Below are 16,236 nucleotides of genomic sequence, written 5' to 3' on the forward strand. Positions count from 1 at the left end.
GCCACGGGCCAAGCACGAAGCGGCCGGCCATGGTGTTGTTGATCTTGAGCAGGAATTTCATCGTCGGCGGCAGTTCGTCGTGCTGCCAGAGCGCCTGATAATAGCTTTCCGGATCGTCCAGCGGGTCCGTCAGCCGCTCGTCGGCGTGGTGGCGCAGATGAATGGTCTTGAAGCGGCGGAATGGCCAGACCAGACCGATCGGCAGGAACACGAAGGCTTCATTGACCCGCGCGTTGCGTGTCGGATGCCCGTGCAGCACTTCGTGCATGATCGACGATTGCAATGCGGCGGTCAAAGCCAGGATGGCGAGCGCCAGGACGGGGTAGGATGGCCAGAGCAGGAAACCGGTGGCGAGCCAAGTTGCGTAGCAGAAGAAGGCGAGTACCACGGTCGGCCACTCTATGGCCGGTGCGCTGTGTCGCCTGATGCTCTTGCTCGTCATGCTATCGACCACTGCCCCTCAGTCGCCGGAGCCCCAATTGGCTCCTGACAACATTGTGTCAGGAGAAGTGATTCCACTCAACGAGACAAAGTACACAAACTGTTGCGATTGCGCATTTTTGACCGCACTTGTTACACATTGTAAACAGGCTTATGGATTCATTTACGCCTGAGGTGCGCTCGGAAGCGATTCGGCGCAAATTTTTCCTCAATCGAGGTGGAGCACGGACATGGACAAGCGCGACCTGTCGACGATCTTCCGCGAGCGCCTGAAAACACTCTTGACACGCTCCGACCTGAACCAGTCGGCCTTCGCGACTGCGGTCGGCATCGACCGTTCGGCGCTGTCGCAGCTGCTGTCGGGCGCCTCGACGCGTCTGCCCCGAGCGGAAACGCTGCTCAACATCGCCGCCGAGTTCAAGGTGTCGCTCGATTGGCTTCTCGGCCTCAGCCAGGACGAGGGCCTCACCGGCGAAATCCGCGAGAGCCTGGAGATCGAGGAGGCACCGGACGGCTTCGACCGCACGCTGCTGGCCAAATGGCATGCCGAGGCGGCCGGCACCAAGATCCGCTACGTACCGGCCGGCATTCCCGACCTTCTGCGCACCGAAGCATTGGTCGACTACGAAGCCGGCATCACCAACAAGAGCCGCCTCGCCCAGGCCGGCGAAACGCAATACCGCATCGACTACAACAGGCGGCCGGAAACCGACATGGAAGTCTGCATGCCTCGCCATACGCTGGAGATTTTCGCCCGCGGCCTGGGTGTCTGGGATCGTTTCCCGGTAGCCGACCGCCGCGCCCAATTGCTGCACATGGCGACGCTGCTCGACGACCTCTACCCCACCTTCCGGCTGTTTCTCTATGACGGGCGGATTCGCTATTCCATCCCCTACACCATCTTCGGTCCCTATCGCGCCGCCATTTATGTCGGCGACATGTATCTGGTGCTCAACGCCACCCAGCCGATCCAGACGCTGATCCAGCATTTTGACAATTTGATCCGCGCCGCCGACATCAACGCGCACGAGGCGTCCGGCTTCGCGCACAGGCTGGCCGGCATGTCGTTCCCAACAGGCACTGTCTGATCTCTGGCAATCATGGTCCTCTGGTGGAGCCTCGTCCCGGCCACGCCATTTCCATTTTTGAAGGACAGCTCATGCCCGATCCGCGCCGCATCGTCGTTCCACCCCAGTCGGGCCGCGCCATCCGCGTCTCACGAGGCGACCTCATCCGCATCATCGATCCCAAAGGACAGCAGGTTTCCGATCTCTGGGCTTTCAGCACCGACCCGGCGCTTGACTGGCTGAGCACCTCGCAGACACGTGACATCACCGAGCGGCTTTTTCCCGCAATCGGCGACAGTTTCTTCAGTGCCGCCGCCAAGCCGATGCTGACGCTGGTCGAAGATGGCTCGCCGGGTCCGCACGACATGCTTTACCCCGCTTGCGACAGCGCGCTTTATGAGCGCGCCGGATTTCCCAATCATCCGAACTGCCGGGACAATCTGATGCAGGCGCTGGCCACAGAGGGCATATCGCTGCCTTTCGCCCCCGATCCGGTCGATCTCTTTCAGAACTCCTTGCCGGAACCCGACGGTCGGCTGGTGGTTTCCGCGTCGATCAACCCGCCGGGCGGCTATGTGACGTTGCGCGCCGAACAGGACCTCCTGCTGGTGGTCACCGCCTGCTCGGTCGACCATCACCCGACCAATGGCGGCATCTGCACCGAGATCCACGTCGAGATCACCCCCGGATCGTGAGGAAAGGGCTCCATCTGGCCGAGCGGTCGCGGCAAAATCATTGACTACACATAAAGACTTCTTTATATCCTTATTCGAATTCGAAACATGAAAGCCAATCCGATGACGACCACCAACCCGATCGATACGCTGCTGGCTGAAAAGGGCGTGCTGCTAGCCGATGGCGCCACCGGCACAAACCTGTTCGCCATGGGGCTGGAGGCGGGCGAGGCGCCAGAGCTGCTCAACGAGACGGCGCCCGACACCATCACCAGCCTGCATCAGAATTTCGTCGATGCCGGCGCCGACATCATCCTCACCAACTCGTTCGGCGGCACCCGTCACCGCTTGAAGCTGCACCATGCGCAGGATCGCGTGCACGCGTTGAACAAACGCGCCGCTGAGCTTGCGCGTGCGGTCGCCGGCAAGGCCGGCCGCAAGGTCATCGTCGCCGGCTCGGTCGGCCCGACCGGCGAATTGCTGGTGCCGCTGGGCGCCATGACCTATGACGAGGCGGTCGACGCCTTCGCCGAGCAGATCGAAGGCCTCAAGGAAGGCGGCGCCGAAGTCGCCTGGATCGAGACGATGTCGGCTCCAGACGAGATCCGGGCCGCCGCCGAGGCTGCTATCCGCGTCGGCCTGCCCTACACCTATACCGGTTCCTTCGACACTGCCGGCCGCACCATGATGGGCCTGCTGCCCAGGGATATCCACGGCGTCACCGACGGGCTGTCGCAGGCGCCGCTCGGCGTTGGCGCCAATTGCGGCGTTGGCGCGTCCGACATCCTGGCCTCGCTGCTCGACATGACCGAGGCGAAGCCGGAGGCGACGGTGATCGTCAAGGGCAATTGCGGCATTCCCGAATTCCGCGGCACCGAAATCCATTATTCCGGCACGCCAGAACTGATGGCCGATTATGTACGCCTCGCCGTCGATGGCGGCGCCAAGATTATCGGCGGCTGCTGCGGCACCTCGTTCCAGCACCTTGCCGCCATGCGCAAGGCGCTCGATGCGCACACCAAGGCGGATCGTCCGACGGTTGCCGCGATCGTCGAGCGCATCGGTCCGATGCGCAACAAGGTCGCGACGGAAAACACCGCCGAGACCAGCGAAGCCCGGCGCGAGCGCCGCCGCAGCCGGGCCTGACCTCATCGATTTCGGTTATTCGCTGTTGTCGGCGTAGCTCGACTGCGCCGACTTGAAGTCGACCACATTGTCGCCGCGCATCGTCATCAGCGCGCCTGAAGCGCTGGGGTCGGTGATCTGTTCCAGCATGATGCGGAAGCGGTCGTTGGTCAGCGCCGACAGGGCGGAGTGGCGCGCCTGTGCGACATCGTCACTGATACGCCTGGATTCCGATGATGGGGCCGATGAAACCGCCGAGGCGTCTGGCGCTGGGGGTATCGAGTTGGCGATAGTCCTGATCTGCAATTTCGGCTCCCTCAAGCCCAGTACACCTGTCCTGCGTAACAAGGAGGGGGTTGCCATCCGGTACCGGAAATGCCGCGCAATTTAACGACCCATAAAATCCGCGAAAAAAGGCCGGCAAGGTTTCCCTCGCCGGCCTGCCTCACCCGCCCGCGGTCGGTTCCCCCGTATCAGAACGATCCCATCTGAAAGAAACCGGCCGTCATCATCACTTACCGGTTACCGCCCAGCGCAGAGGTAAGGCGCACAAGCGAGAGGAACTCGGCCCTGTACCCAAACGGGTCGGCTCCTCGAGCGGCAGTGGCGATCTCCATGATCTTGTCGTAGCCGAACTTCGCGGTCGCATCCTCGTCGCGCAGCTTCTGGCCGAAGGCGGCAACCGCGACGGAGAAGCGCTGATCGGTGCTGGCCTGGTCGAAGGACGAAATCTCGTTGGCCGAGGTCACCGGCGTGGTGATCAGTTTCGAGACGTCTTCATTCGGCAGCTTATAGCGGATCTTGACGAAGGCATATTCGTCCGCATTGGCGACGCCGCCATTGTCCACCGACGCCTGGCCATAACGCAGTTGGTCGATCTGCTCGCCACCACTGCCCTTGGGCGTGATCTCGTAGATCGCGGTGACCGAGTGGCCCGAACCGATATCGCCGGCATCGACGCGGTCATTGTTGAAATCCTCGCGGTTCAAAGCGCGGGTCTCGTAGCCGATCAGGCGATATTCCGAGACCTTGTTCGGGTTGAACTCGACCTGGATCTTCACGTCCTTTGCGATGGTGAACAGCGTCGACGAGGCATCCTCGACCAGCACCTTTTCAGCCTCGGCCAGCGTATCGATATAGGCGGCGGTGCCGTTGCCGTTCTGGGCAATGGTTTGCATCATCTGGTCGTTCAGATTGCCGCGGCCGAAGCCGAACACCGACAGGAAAACGCCGGTCTTGCGCTCGCTTTCGATCAGCCGCTTGAGGTCGTCGTCATCGGTCTGGCCGACATTGAAGTCGCCGTCGGTAGCAAGCATCACGCGGTTGACGCCGTCCTTGACGAAGGATTTTTGCGCCAGCCTGTAGGCTTCCTTGATGCCCGCCTCGCCGGCCGTGCTGCCACCGGGCGTCAGATTGTCGATGGCGCTGAGGATCTTGTCCTTTTCGGACGCCTTGGTCGGCTCCAGCACTGTGCCGGCGTCACCGGCATAGGTCACGATCGAGATAGTGTCGTCGGCCTTCAGCTTGCTGACCAGCAGGCGAAATGCCGATTTGAGCAGCGGCAGCTTGTCCGGCTCGTCCATCGAGCCCGAGACATCGATCAGGAAGACCAGATTGGCCTTCGGCTGCTCGGTCGGCTTGACGTCAAAACCCTTGATGGCGACATGCATCAGCTTGGTCTGCGTGTTCCACGGCGTCGGCATGACGCTGACGGTCGAGTTGAATGGTGTCGAGGCCGACTCCGGACCCTTCCAGTCATAGGGGAAGTAGTTGATCATCTCCTCGACGCGAACAGTATCGGCCTGCGGCAGGGTGCCCTGCTTCAGCGAGCCGCGCACGAAGGAATAGGAGGCCGTGTCGACGTCGATCGAGAAGGTCGAGACCGGATCCTCGAGTGCCGCATGCACCGGATTGGTCTTGAAATCCTCGATGCGGTCGCGGTTTTCCGGTTGCGGCTGCAACTGGTCGGCCGGCAAGATCGACGGCTGCTGCGGCGCCATCAGCTTGGATTCGGCCGGCATGCGGGCTCGCGAGGTGCTGGGTACACTTGCAGCGCCATCCAGCGCGAATTCACCTGTCGGTGCCGGCGGCGCAGGCTCGGCCAGCACACCGCGCTCCAGCGCATTTTGTTGTGCCGCGCCGGAAGCAACGGTCGATTCGGATTTCTGCGGCGAGGCCGGCGCCACAAGCGCATCGGTGGCGCCGCGGCTTTCCACATCCGCGTCTGCCTTCTTGTCCTTCTCCAACTCGCCGCGAGCCGGCTTCGGTTCGGCGGTCGTCGGCTTCACCGTCGCCGGCTTATCGGCCAGCGTCTCGGTGATTTTCTCGTCGCCGCCGAATTTGGGCGGCTGTTCCCTCAACAGATGGAAGGTGGCGTATCCGGCGATCGGCAGGGCGATGAGCCCGGCAAGGGCCGGCGTGGCAATGAGTTTCTTTTGCATGATCTCGCTCCAGAGCTTTTGTGCTCGCTCTGTGAGACGAAGCCCGCCAATCGATCCTTGGGTGACAGCAGAAACATTTTTCTGATCATAGGCGCGCAGGGCGGCCTCGAAGGCACGTGCCTTGGCATCCTTGGCGGGCGCCGGTGCTGCGATATCGCGCAGTCTGTTGAGTTCGTTGTCGTCGACCATGGTCACACTTCCCCGGCCGCGCGCATCAGCGTCTTCAGCCGTTTCTTCGCTTCATGGATGTGCCAGGAAACCGTCGTCTCCGAGATCGCCATCGCCTCGGCGGCGGCCGCGTGGCTCAATCCTTCGCCATAGACCAAAAGCACGGCGTCGCGCTGCTTGTCCGGCAGTTGCCGCACCGCGGTCCACAGCGCTTCGGCCGGATCTTCCGGTTCGACCGACGCCTCGCCGGAGATCAGTGCATGGACGCCATAGGCCTCGGTCTTCACGGTCTCGCGGGCGGACTTTCGCATCATGTCACGCGCAGCGTTCAGGGTCACGGAATAGAGCCACGTGGTGAAAGCGCCGCCGCCGCGGTAGTCGCGGATCGCCTTGCCCAGCCTGACGCAGACTTCCTGGGCGATGTCTTCGGCATCGGCCTTCCTGCCGCACCAGCGATAGGCAGCGCGATAGACGAAGTCATAGTGCCTTTCCAGCAATGTGCTGAAGGCCCCCCTGTCTCCGCCCTTCGCCCGCCCGATCAGTTCGGCGTCGGAGGCTTCGCTCTCATCCAGCATCATAGCCATCATTTGCCTGTTGGACGAAGGCTAATGGCTAATCCTTGGGGCAATGGAAAGATTTTTTTGGAAACTGCCGGATCGTGACCGCCGACACCCCGCTTGACACATCCATATCTCGGCGGTTATACGTCAATCAATAGCCACAGGGTTATCGATCCTAGATGACGAACGCTCACGATGTCCTCTTCAGAACGCTCTCCGATCCGACGCGTCGGGCAATCTTCGAGCGCCTGTGCCGGCAAGGCGAGCAGACGGTCGGCGCCCTGACGGCTCAGTCAGGGGTCTCTCAACCTGCGGTGTCGAAGCATCTCGGCGTGCTCAGGCAGGCCGGGCTGGTGCGCGACCGCCATCAAGGACGGCAGACCCATTATAGCGCCCAGCTGGCAGCACTTTCCCCGCTGACCGACTGGACGAACCAGATGAACACGTTCTGGCAGAGCCGGTTCGACGACCTCGAAAATTTGCTCAAAAGAATGGACCAATGACCAACATCGCGACCGAAACGCGCTCCGTCATCGTCGAACGTGAGATCCCCTATCCGCCGGAAAAAATCTGGCGCGCACTGACCCAACCGCATCTGATCGAGGAATGGCTGATGAAGAACGACTTCAAGCCAGTCGTGGACCACCGTTTCAATCTGCGAAAGGAACCGCAGCCTGACGTGAGCATCGTTGTCGACTGTCAGGTAACAGCCGTCGAGCTGAACAAGACACTATCCTACACGTGGCAGGCCTATGGCCTCGAGAGTGTCGTCACCTGGACTCTCATGCCGACCAGCATGGGCACCCGGTTGCGCATGGAACAATCCGGCTTCCGGCCGGATCAGGAGCAAGCGTATCGGGGCGCGACGAGCGGGTGGCGGCAGTACTTTACAAATCTGAGTCAGGTCCTGGCGCGGATAGATTGAACCCGCCGAAATGCGGATCACGGGTCCGCGTCGGCTGTTTTGACAGGAGGAACTATTGGACTGGAACATGTGGGTTCGGCAAATTCATCGCTGGCTGTCGATCATCTTTACGCTGACCGTCGTCGCCAATTTCGTCACCATGGCATTCGGCCAGCCTCCCGCCTGGGTGGTCTATTCGCCGCTCCTGCCGCTCTTCCTGCTGCTGTTCAGCGGCCTGTACATGTTCGTGCTGCCCTATGCCGCCAGGGGCCGCGGCGCGCAGCGTACCGGCGGATAGGAGGGGGTAGAATGACCAAGACGCAGGGTCAGTCGACCAAAGCGGCACCGGTCCTGCTCTCGGGCGGCAACCCGCAAATCGCCAAGGGCGACGGCGACGCTCCGGTGCAGGCCTACATCGCTGCAATGCCGGGCTGGAAGCGTGGCCTCGGCGAGCGGCTCGACGCGCTCATCGAACACAACGTGCCCGACGTGCGCAAGGCCGTGCGCTGGAACTCGCCCTTCTACGGCGTCGAAGGCCAGGGCTGGTTCGTGAGTTCCATGTCTTCAACCACTATTTGAAGGTGACCTTCTTCAGCGGCACGTCGTTACGGCCGATTCCGCCTGGCGGCACGGCCAAGAGCAAGGATGTGCGCTGGATCGACATCCGCGAAGACGATCCGTTCGATGAGGCGAGGATGGTGGAATGGATCAAGCAGGCCGCGGCCCTGCCCGGCTGGATTCCGTAATGACCGACTATGACAGAGGAAAAAGAGCAATGAAGATCAAGCTGACCAGCGTGTATGTGGACAACCAGGAAAACGCACTGCGCTTCTACACCGACGTGCTGGGCTTCACCAAAAAGGCCGATTTCAGTAATGGGCCTTATCGTTGGCTGACCGTGGCCTCGGCTGAAGAGCCTGATGGAACCGAACTGCAGCTCGCGCTCAACGACAACCCGGCCGCCAAGGCCTATCAGGAAGCCATCTTCCAGCAGGGCCAGCCCGCCGTCATGTTCTTCACCGACGACGTCAAGGGCGACTACGAGCGCATCAAGGCGAAGGGCGGTGCGTTTATCCAGCCGCCGACCGAGGCGACCGGTTCGACCATCGCCCAGTTGAACGACAGCTGCGGCAACCTCGTTCAGATCACCCAGCTGGCGCGCTGGTAACGGCGGCGGTTGAAACGCGTCGAGGCACAGGAGACACCCAATGACCCCCTCGCAACATATCGACCAAATGATCGCCGGCCTCATCGATTGGCGCGGCGATACGCTCGCCGGCATCCGCAAGACCATCCTTGCAGCCGACCCGGACATCGTCGAGGAGTGGAAGTGGATGGGCAGCCCGGTATGGTGCCTCGACGGGAACATCGTGGTCGGCAACGCCCACAAGGACAAGGTGAAGCTGACCTTTTCCCATGGCGCCAGCCTGCCGGACCCCGACAATCTGTTCAACAATGGTTTTGGCGGCAAGGTGTGGCGGGCAATCGACATGTTCGAGGGCGACAGGCTCAATGAGGGCGCTTTAAAAGAGCTCGTCCGCGCAGCGATCGATTACAATCAGGCCAAAAAGAAGAAGAAAGCGGCTGCCGGGGCGAAGCCACGGACGCAAGTCTAGGCCGCCTGGCCTGCCACCCAGCCCGACGACCATGCCCACTGGAAATTATAGCCACCCAGCCAACCCGTGACATCGACGACTTCGCCGATGAAGAACAGGCCCGGCACGGATTTCGCCTGCATCGTCTTCTGGTCCAGCCCGTTGGTGTCGACCCCACCCAGCGTCACTTCGGCGGTCCGGTAGCCCTCTGAGCCGGCAGGCTTGATGCGCCAGTCATTGACTGCGGCAGCTATGGTTTTCATCTGGGCGTCGGAAAGATCAGCAAGGTTGCCGTCGATCCCGGTGCGCTCGGCGATCGACTGCGCAAGCCGCTTCGGCAGATGATTTGCCAGCACCGTCTGTGCCGCTTGCCGCCCATTGCTTCGCTTGGCCACCCGAATGAGCTCCGCCACGTCAACTCCCGGCAGCATGGCGATGCGGATTTCATCGCCCTCGCGCCAATAGGAAGAGATCTGCAGGATAGATGGCCCGCTGACGCCGCGATGCGTGAACAGCATCGCTTCGGAGAACCGCGTCTTGCCGCAGGCGACTTCCGCGTCGACCGCATTGCCTGCCAGCGGCGCCAGCCGCTCGAGCGTGTTTGCGTCGAAGGTCAGCGGCACCAGCGCAGGCCGCGTTTCGACGATGGCAAGGCCGAACCGATCGGCAAGCTCGTAGCCGAAGCCGGTCGCGCCCATCTTTGGGATCGACTTGCCGCCGCAGGCCACGACCAGCGACTGGCAAGTAACCAAGCCTGTGGAGAGGGTGAGCGCAAACCCCTCCACGGTTTTGCGGACATCCTCAACGCTGGCCGAGAGCGCCAGCTCCACGCCCCTGCCCTGCATTTCCGAGACCAGCATGTCGATGATCTGGCGTGCGGAGCCATCGCAGAACAGCTGCCCAAGCGTCTTTTCGTGATAGGCAATGCGGTGGCGTTCGACGAGGGCGATGAAATCGCGCTGCGTGTAGCGACTGAGCGCCGAAATGCAGAAATGCGGATTGCCCGACAGAAAATTCTTCGGGCTGGCATGGATGTTGGTGAAATTGCACCGGCCGCCGCCGGAGATGCGGATCTTCTCGCCAGGCGCCGCCGCATGATCGAGGATCAGCACCGAACGGCCGCGCTTGGCCGCCTCCACGGCGCACATCATTCCGGCGGCACCCGCGCCGATGATCACGACATCATAGGATTGCATCAGGCTATTCGTTCCCGCTCGACCAACTCATTTGGGGCGCGCCACTTGCGCTGCCTGATACCACTTTGGCCCGATAGTTTTCTAGCAATCCCGTCCCAGCAGCCTGGTGATCTGGGGGGTGACGATTATGGTGAACAGCCCGGGATCGCTGAAAGCCCTCGCGGACAGCATTGCCCCGTGAACCGATGCCATCAGCATCTGGGCCTCCTCCTCCGGCCGGTTGTTCAAGCGGAACAAGTCCTGTTCCATTCCAGCCCGCAACACCGACGTAAGCCATCCCGCGAGATTCTGGAAATGGGCACGAACGCGTGACGCCACCTCTTCCGGCAGCATCTGCATCTCGCCGGCGAGCATCGCGCAGACGCAGAACGACGGCGAGGCATCGCGAATGCATGTCCGCCAATAGTTCAGATAGGACTGCAGTTGTTCAGCAGGGCTTGAGAGTTCTCCCCGGAGAGACTCCAAACCCACTTCGGCCTGCCGCCTGTAACGATCCACCAGCACCGAAACCAGCTCGGCCTTCGTCGGAAAATGATGGTGGATACTCGCCTTCCTGATGCCGATGGCAGCCGAGATATCGGCATAGCTGAACCCGTTGTAGCCTCCCGCGACGATGAGAGACTGCGCGACATCGAGAATCTTTTCTGAAGTCGAAGCCATTGATTTCATATCGCTGCCTACCTTCTGGTAGGCGAACTGTCAAGGTTATGCATCGTTCCCGATTGTCACAGGGAGGTGTTCCGGACATTGGGTTGACTTAGAGTTGTCTACCTACTAATAGGTAGACCGCAACAAGGAATCTGCCGATGCAAAACCAATCTTTCACCCAGTCCGGATGGCTACGATCCTATTATTTCGCACGCGCCATATTTTCTATCGCCTGGGTTGCTGCCGCCATCCTGTTTAACGGGCAACCCGGTCCCACCGCGCTTCTGCTCGTGATCTACCCGGCATGGGACGCTCTCGCCAATCTGGTTGACGCCAGGGTAAATGGCGGCCTGAAGGCCAACTCGTCCCAGGCTTTGAATGTCGTGGTCAGCACGATAACGGCGCTCGCCGTCATCGTGGCGGTTAACAACAGCATGTATGCCGTTCTGGCCGTGTTTGGGGTTTGGGCGATCCTCTCGGGTCTGCTGCAGCTGAATACGGGAGCAAGGCGTTGGCGCTACCATGGCGCACAATGGCCGATGATCCTGAGTGGTGCGCAGTCGGCCCTCGCCGGCGGCTTCATGATCAGCCGATCCCTCGGCACGGCTGCGCCGACGATTCTGGACATCGCCCCTTATGCCGGGTTCGGCGCGTTTTACTTTCTGCTTTCCGCAATTTGGCTTGTCGTAGCAGCCTATCGCAAGGCAAACGCCTAGGCGCAGCCTGATCCGGCGGCGGCAAGGTGAACAGTCATCTGCCGCCGTCGAAAGGGCAAGCATCGCTCACTCTTCGCCGCATCGGCTGCCGTTCTGGTTCAAAGACGCGTAGCGTCCTGCTCAGAGTCGACCTGTGTGCGATCAGTGCGCAGTGACTCCTGCCTTAAATCAGCGTCTCTGCGAACAGCGTCGTCAATCGCTTCCAGTGGCGTTCGGCACCCGCGGCGTTGAAAACGCTATGATCGGGCACGCACCAGCCATGCGCCATCCCGGCATAGTTCTCGATGACATGATCGACTTCCGCAACCCTGAGCGCCTCGGCCAGCCGCGCCGACTGTTCCGGCGGGAAACTCCTGTCGACACCCGACATGCCGACATAGACGCGCGCCTTGATCGAGGCTGCCTTGCGATGCGGGCTGTCGGCGGCGTCGCTGGCCAGATTGCCGCCATGGAAGCTTGCGGCCGCCCTTATCCTGTCGGGATAGTTAGCGGCGGCGTTCAACGCCCGGCCGCCACCCATGCAATATCCCACCGCGCCAATCGGCCCGGTGATGCCCTCGGCAGCAAGCGCGTCGAGGAACGCACCGCTGTCGCTAATGGTCATCTCCTGTGTCGTGCCGGTGACCAGCGCCATCAGCGGGATTTTGGTCTTTTCTTCGGCGAAGGCGGTCTTGGCGTCGAACGGCCCGTAAGGCGCATTGCGGTAGAACAGGTCCGGCACCAGCACCGCATAGCCTTCATTCGCCAGCCGCTCGGCCATACCGTCGAGCGCCGGCCGCGGACCGAAGGCGTCCTGATAGAGGATGACGCCGGCCTTGGCAGGAGATGCGTTTGCCGAGCGGAAAAGCCCGGCATTGGCAACACCATCCCTGGTCTTGATCTGAATGTCGTGTTTCGTCATCGCCCGCTCCGTTCGACTGATGCGCGATACATATCCGCGCAAGGCCATACGGCAAGGCATTCCCGGGGCGTGGCAGTCAACATTTCGTGCAGGATTGCGGACGCTATTGCTCGCCCTCGCGCACGGTTCGCGCGCCGACATGCAGCGCACGGCCGGCACCGAGCCCCATAATGGCTACGCCAAGCCCGAGCGCGACGAACAGGAACGCCGTTCCCGAAAAACTGCCGGTCCAATCGCGGATCAGGCCCACCAGCAGCGGGCCGAATGCCGCCAGCACATAGCCGACGCCTTGCGCCATGCCTGAAAGATGCGCGGCGACATGCGAATCCGGCGAACGCAGCACGATCAAGCTCATGGCAGCCGCGATAAGGCCACCTTGCCCGATGCCTTGCAGGACCGCCCAGAACAGCATCGTCGAGGTCGGCGCAAAGAGAATGCCGAGCAGCGCGACCACCGCCGTGGCGACGAGCGCCACATTGATGCCGCGCTGGTCCTTCAGCCGCATCGCAAAGAATGGCACGGCGAGGCACGTGATGACCTGCGCCATCACTGACACCGAAACCATGGCGCCAGCGGTGGCCGCATCGAAGCCACGCTCGCGCAGGATCGGCGCCAGCCAGCCGAAGATGCAATAGGCGAGCGCCGACTGCAGCCCCATGAACAGCGTCACCTGCCAGGCCAGGCGATCGCGCCAAAGCCCGACGACGCGAAAGCCTTGATGGCTCACTTGCCGCCGGCTGCCCAGCGCCTGCGGAATCCAGATCAGCAACACAATCAGGGTCGGCACCGACCAGGCAGCAAGTGCTCCGGACCATGAACCGGTGACAAAATGCTCGATCGGCAGCGTGAAGCCCGCGGCGGCAGCCGAACCGGCGCAGAGCGCCATGGTGTAGAGCCCGGTCATGACGGCGGCCCTGTCGGCGAAATCGCGCTTCACCAGGCCTGGCAGCAGCACATTGCCGATGGCAATGGCGCCGCCGGCCAGGAAGGTCGCGACAAACAGCAGGGGAACCGTACCGAACCAGCGCAGGCCGGTTCCCAGCACCAGCAAGGCGAGCGCCCCGAGCAAGGTGCGCTCGGCTCCATAGCGCTGCGCAAGCCTCGGCGCGAAGGGCGCGAACAGGCCGAGGCACAGGACGGGCAGCGTCGTCAGCAGGCTGGCGCCCGTCGTCGACAGCCCGGTTGCCTGCATCACCTCGGGCAACAGCACCGACAGGCTCGAAAACAGCGGCCTCAGGCTGAAGGCGATCAGCACAAGGCTCGCGCCAAGCACGAGGCGCGCGGCACGGCTGCGCAGTTCAGGCGGCTGCGGTACGGGCAGGCTGTCGACTTCCGCGTCGATGAGTTCCAGACCCTCGATGGCGGCGGATTGCGCCTTCGGGTCAGGCTGACGAAAACTCTGGTTCATTGCGAAAGCAGTCTTTCAAGTTGGGCAAGCACCGGCGCCATGAAGGCGCGGACGGCGGCAACCGCGCGCTCGGGATCGCTTGCGGCAATGGCGCCGACGATTGCCGCATGCGCCTGGTGGTCCGGTTCGGGCAGATCGCCGTCGATGGTGGCATGGATGGTCTCGGTGATGGCAGCGGTGAAGAAGTCGTAGAGCTCCATCATCGCCCTGTTGCCGGACGCTGCGACGACGGATTTGTGGAAAGCGAGATCGCGCCGGATGAAGGCTTCGCTTCCGCCTTCGGCGACAGTGCCGCGCGCGGCAAGCAGTTGCCGCATCCTCTCAAGATCCGCTGGCATATGACGCAAGGCGGCGAGCCGTGCGGCCTCGAGGTCAAGCGCTGCCCGCGCCTCCCACTGATCGCGCAGGCCGCTGCGCTTGACCCGGTCGAGCGCGACAGAAGTATCGACGGCAGAGCGCACATAGGTGCCCGAGCCTTGGCGCGTATCCAGCAATCCCTGCGAGACCAGCACCCGCACCGCCTCGCGCACCGTGCCGCGGCTGACCGACAGAAGGTCGGTTAGAGCTGCCTCGTTGGGGATACGCTCGCCAACCCCCCAGCGGCCGCTGACGATTTCGGCGCGCAGGCTCTCGGTCGCGCTGTCGGTGAGATTGGTTCGGATGGCGGGTTGCATCGGCCTATTCATCAAGTCATCTGATGACTTGATGAATAGGCTCGCGTTTAACAGCCGTCAAGATGCGCGAAGCGAACGAGCACCACGCAATGGGAATGGATCAGTTGGTGGCTCGTGCGAAGCTCGCCATGTGGAAGGCCTGCACCTCCGGCGGATAGCGATACTCCGTGCCATAGGGGCACGCATTGCGGTCAAGGCAGCCGCCGTTGCGGCACGGCTCGCCACTCGCTCCCCGCACATGCGCCAGGCAGGATTGATAAGCGAATCCTTGCGCGGAATAGGCGTCGACCGGGCAGGATTTCAGGCAGGGTTTCTCGACGCAGCTATCGCAAAGGTGGATCACCTCGCGAACCGCCGGTAGCGCGATCTCGTCATCGAACAGCAGCGCACCGCGATAGGCGTGCCATAGCCCGTATTGCGGATGCATCAGGATGCCGAGCGGCGACGGCTTCAGCCCCTCCGCCCGCATCGCCCATTGCTGGAACGGCAGATAAGGCTTGTCGGAGGGCGAAACGGCCCGCGCTCCGACTGTCTCCGCCACGGCGCCGATCACTTCGCGCGACCATGTGTCGAGTGGATTGGCGATGCTCCGTGATTGCTTCCAGCGCAGGAAATGCGGCCAGGGTGCCGCACCCGCCTGCCCCACCAGCAGGACGGCTCTTGCACCCGGCGATCCCGTTGGCGGCGCACCGCCTGGCGCGAAATTGAAGCCGCCACGAAGAACAAGGCCGTTGGCAAGGAGCGCCGCAGCAATGCCGTCAACGCAGCCGGAAGGCGCAATCATTCCTTCTTGACCGGATCGGAGAACGCGCTCCGCCAGACTTCCTTGTGGATGATGTTGGCGACTTTAGCCCCGCCTGATTCGGGCTCCTTTCAAGTGAAGGCGTCGGGCATCGACCCCTTCTTCTTGGCGATGAAGTCCTTCAACGCTTCGTCGATGCTCGGATCGAGATATGGCGCCTCGTAGCTTTCCAGCCAGCGGCGGGCAAGCTCGTTGGCGCGCTGCGGCGCTGTCTTCTCGCCTTCGGCCAGCCACTGCTCGTAGGAATTGTTGTCGGCGATGTTGGAGCGGTAGAAGGCGGTCTGGAAATTGGCCTGGGTGTGGTCGCAGCCGAGATAGTGGCTGCCGGGGCCGACCTGGCGGATGGCGTCCATCGCCTGGCCGTTTTCCGACAGGTCGACGCCCTCTGAGAATTTCTGCGTCATGCCGAGCTGGTCGATGTCCATCATGAATTTTTCATAGCAGGACGCCAGCCCGCCCTCGAGCCAGCCAGCCGAATGCAGCACGAAATTGGTGCCGGCCAGGATGGTCGAGTTCAGCGTGTTGGCGCTTTCATAGGCCGCCTGAGCATCCGGAACCTTCGACGCGCAGAGCGAGCCGCCGGTGCGGAATGGCAGGCCGAGACGGCGCGCCAGCTGTGCGGCGCCATAAGACACCAGCGACGGCTCCGGCGTGCCGAAGGTCGGCGCGCCCGACTGCATCGATATCGACGAAGCGAAGGTGCCGAACAGCACCGGCGCGCCCGGCCGGATCAGCTGCGTGAACGAGGCGCCGGCCAGCACTTCGGCCAGGACCTGCGTCAGCGTGCCGGCCACCGTCACCGGGCTCATCGCGCCGGCAAGGATGAACGGCGTGACGATGCAGGCCTGGTTGTGGCGCGCATAGACTTTCAGCGCGCCGAGCATGGTCTCGTCGAACACCATCGGCGAGTTGGCGT

20 protein-coding genes and 1 pseudogene are annotated in these 16,236 nt (G+C 62.5%); 10 read left to right on the forward strand and 11 right to left on the reverse strand.

Annotated features, from left to right (window positions below; all coding sequences use genetic code 11):
• The coding region (locus tag EN749_RS14235) for a fatty acid desaturase (RefSeq protein WP_189367513.1) at positions 1 to 442 on the reverse strand (442 nt) is incomplete at its 3' end.
• Between the two features lie 229 nt (positions 443 to 671).
• Here EN749_RS14235 and EN749_RS14240 point away from each other — a divergent pair.
• The 3 genes from EN749_RS14240 (at position 672) to bmt (ending at position 3,328) form a co-directional block, all read left to right on the forward strand.
• Positions 672 to 1,529: a helix-turn-helix transcriptional regulator gene (locus tag EN749_RS14240; protein WP_128363364.1), complete on the forward strand. Its 858-nt coding sequence runs from the start codon at positions 672 to 674 to the stop codon at positions 1,527 to 1,529.
• 71 nt (positions 1,530 to 1,600) lie between these two features.
• Complete coding sequence (locus tag EN749_RS14245) at positions 1,601 to 2,203, forward strand: urea carboxylase-associated family protein (RefSeq protein ID WP_127810184.1); 603 nt, start codon at positions 1,601 to 1,603, stop codon at positions 2,201 to 2,203.
• A gap of 102 nt (positions 2,204 to 2,305) precedes the next feature.
• A complete protein-coding gene (gene bmt, locus EN749_RS14250) occupies positions 2,306 to 3,328 on the forward strand; it encodes a betaine--homocysteine S-methyltransferase (RefSeq protein ID WP_189367520.1) in 1,023 nt (340 codons plus the stop codon).
• A gap of 15 nt (positions 3,329 to 3,343) precedes the next feature.
• Here bmt and EN749_RS37695 read toward each other — a convergent pair whose 3' ends face one another.
• From EN749_RS37695 to EN749_RS14265, 3 genes are all read right to left on the reverse strand, one after another.
• A complete protein-coding gene (locus EN749_RS37695) occupies positions 3,344 to 3,613 on the reverse strand; it encodes a hypothetical protein (protein WP_189367515.1) in 270 nt (89 codons plus the stop codon).
• Between the two features lie 209 nt (positions 3,614 to 3,822).
• Positions 3,823 to 5,937 carry a VWA domain-containing protein gene (locus tag EN749_RS14260; RefSeq protein ID WP_128363366.1) on the reverse strand — a complete coding sequence of 705 codons (2,115 nt, stop codon included), beginning with the start codon at positions 5,935 to 5,937 and terminating at the stop codon, positions 3,823 to 3,825.
• 2 nt (positions 5,938 to 5,939) lie between these two features.
• Positions 5,940 to 6,500, reverse strand: coding sequence for an RNA polymerase sigma factor (locus EN749_RS14265; protein WP_127271980.1), 561 nt, complete (start codon positions 6,498 to 6,500; stop codon positions 5,940 to 5,942).
• A gap of 155 nt (positions 6,501 to 6,655) precedes the next feature.
• Here EN749_RS14265 and EN749_RS14270 point away from each other — a divergent pair, with 155 nt between their 5' ends.
• The 6 genes and pseudogenes from EN749_RS14270 to EN749_RS14295 all read left to right on the forward strand — a co-directional run bounded on the left by EN749_RS14270 (position 6,656) and on the right by EN749_RS14295 (position 8,996).
• Positions 6,656 to 6,979 (forward strand): metalloregulator ArsR/SmtB family transcription factor, encoded by a 324-nt coding sequence (locus EN749_RS14270; RefSeq protein WP_128309793.1) that lies wholly within the window; start codon positions 6,656 to 6,658, stop codon positions 6,977 to 6,979.
• Complete coding sequence (locus EN749_RS14275) at positions 6,976 to 7,401, forward strand: SRPBCC domain-containing protein (protein WP_128363367.1); 426 nt, start codon at positions 6,976 to 6,978, stop codon at positions 7,399 to 7,401. The genes EN749_RS14270 and EN749_RS14275 overlap by 4 nt, the downstream gene beginning before the upstream one ends.
• A gap of 55 nt (positions 7,402 to 7,456) precedes the next feature.
• Positions 7,457 to 7,678 carry a hypothetical protein gene (locus tag EN749_RS14280; protein WP_128363368.1) on the forward strand — a complete coding sequence of 74 codons (222 nt, stop codon included), beginning with the start codon at positions 7,457 to 7,459 and terminating at the stop codon, positions 7,676 to 7,678.
• An 11-nt stretch (positions 7,679 to 7,689) separates the two neighbouring features.
• Positions 7,690 to 8,126, forward strand: a pseudogene (locus EN749_RS14285) (DUF1801 domain-containing protein).
• A gap of 29 nt (positions 8,127 to 8,155) precedes the next feature.
• Positions 8,156 to 8,548, forward strand: a complete 393-nt coding sequence (locus EN749_RS14290) for a VOC family protein (RefSeq protein ID WP_128363377.1) — start codon at positions 8,156 to 8,158, stop codon at positions 8,546 to 8,548.
• Positions 8,549 to 8,588: 40 nt separating this feature from the next.
• Positions 8,589 to 8,996 (forward strand): DUF1801 domain-containing protein, encoded by a 408-nt coding sequence (locus EN749_RS14295; protein WP_128363369.1) that lies wholly within the window; start codon positions 8,589 to 8,591, stop codon positions 8,994 to 8,996.
• On the opposite strand, the gene EN749_RS14300 is transcribed toward EN749_RS14295, so the two are convergent.
• Together EN749_RS14300 and EN749_RS14305 are read right to left on the reverse strand one after the other, a co-directional pair.
• Positions 8,993 to 10,171, reverse strand: a complete 1,179-nt coding sequence (locus EN749_RS14300; protein ID WP_128363370.1) for an NAD(P)/FAD-dependent oxidoreductase — start codon at positions 10,169 to 10,171, stop codon at positions 8,993 to 8,995. The genes EN749_RS14295 and EN749_RS14300 overlap by 4 nt on opposite strands.
• Positions 10,172 to 10,252: 81 nt before the next feature.
• A complete protein-coding gene (locus EN749_RS14305; RefSeq protein ID WP_128363371.1) occupies positions 10,253 to 10,840 on the reverse strand; it encodes a TetR/AcrR family transcriptional regulator in 588 nt (195 codons plus the stop codon).
• 137 nt (positions 10,841 to 10,977) lie between these two features.
• On the opposite strand from EN749_RS14305, the gene EN749_RS14310 reads away from it, so the two are divergent.
• The gene (locus EN749_RS14310) at positions 10,978 to 11,535 is read left to right on the forward strand and encodes a DUF308 domain-containing protein (protein ID WP_128363372.1); all 558 of its coding nucleotides are present in this window, start codon (positions 10,978 to 10,980) and stop codon (positions 11,533 to 11,535) included.
• Between the two features lie 163 nt (positions 11,536 to 11,698).
• Here EN749_RS14310 and EN749_RS14315 read toward each other — a convergent pair whose 3' ends face one another.
• The 5 genes from EN749_RS14315 to EN749_RS14335 form a co-directional block, all read right to left on the reverse strand.
• On the reverse strand, positions 11,699 to 12,436 hold the full coding sequence (locus EN749_RS14315; protein WP_128363373.1) for a dienelactone hydrolase family protein: 738 nt from the start codon (positions 12,434 to 12,436) through the stop codon (positions 11,699 to 11,701).
• A gap of 103 nt (positions 12,437 to 12,539) precedes the next feature.
• The gene (locus EN749_RS14320; protein WP_128363374.1) at positions 12,540 to 13,844 is read right to left on the reverse strand and encodes an MFS transporter; all 1,305 of its coding nucleotides are present in this window, start codon (positions 13,842 to 13,844) and stop codon (positions 12,540 to 12,542) included.
• Positions 13,841 to 14,518 (reverse strand): FadR/GntR family transcriptional regulator, encoded by a 678-nt coding sequence (locus EN749_RS14325; RefSeq protein ID WP_128363375.1) that lies wholly within the window; start codon positions 14,516 to 14,518, stop codon positions 13,841 to 13,843. Before EN749_RS14325 ends, EN749_RS14320 begins: the two co-directional genes overlap by 4 nt.
• Positions 14,519 to 14,618: 100 nt before the next feature.
• Positions 14,619 to 15,302, reverse strand: coding sequence for a 4Fe-4S dicluster domain-containing protein (locus EN749_RS14330; RefSeq protein WP_128363376.1), 684 nt, complete (start codon positions 15,300 to 15,302; stop codon positions 14,619 to 14,621).
• Between the two features lie 89 nt (positions 15,303 to 15,391).
• On the reverse strand, positions 15,392 to 16,236 hold an 845-nt coding region (locus EN749_RS14335), incomplete at its 5' end, for a trimethylamine methyltransferase family protein (RefSeq protein WP_189367517.1).

The sequence above is a fragment of the Mesorhizobium sp. M7A.F.Ca.ET.027.02.1.1 genome (genome assembly GCF_004022985.1).
Lineage (GTDB): Bacteria > Pseudomonadota > Alphaproteobacteria > Rhizobiales > Rhizobiaceae > Mesorhizobium.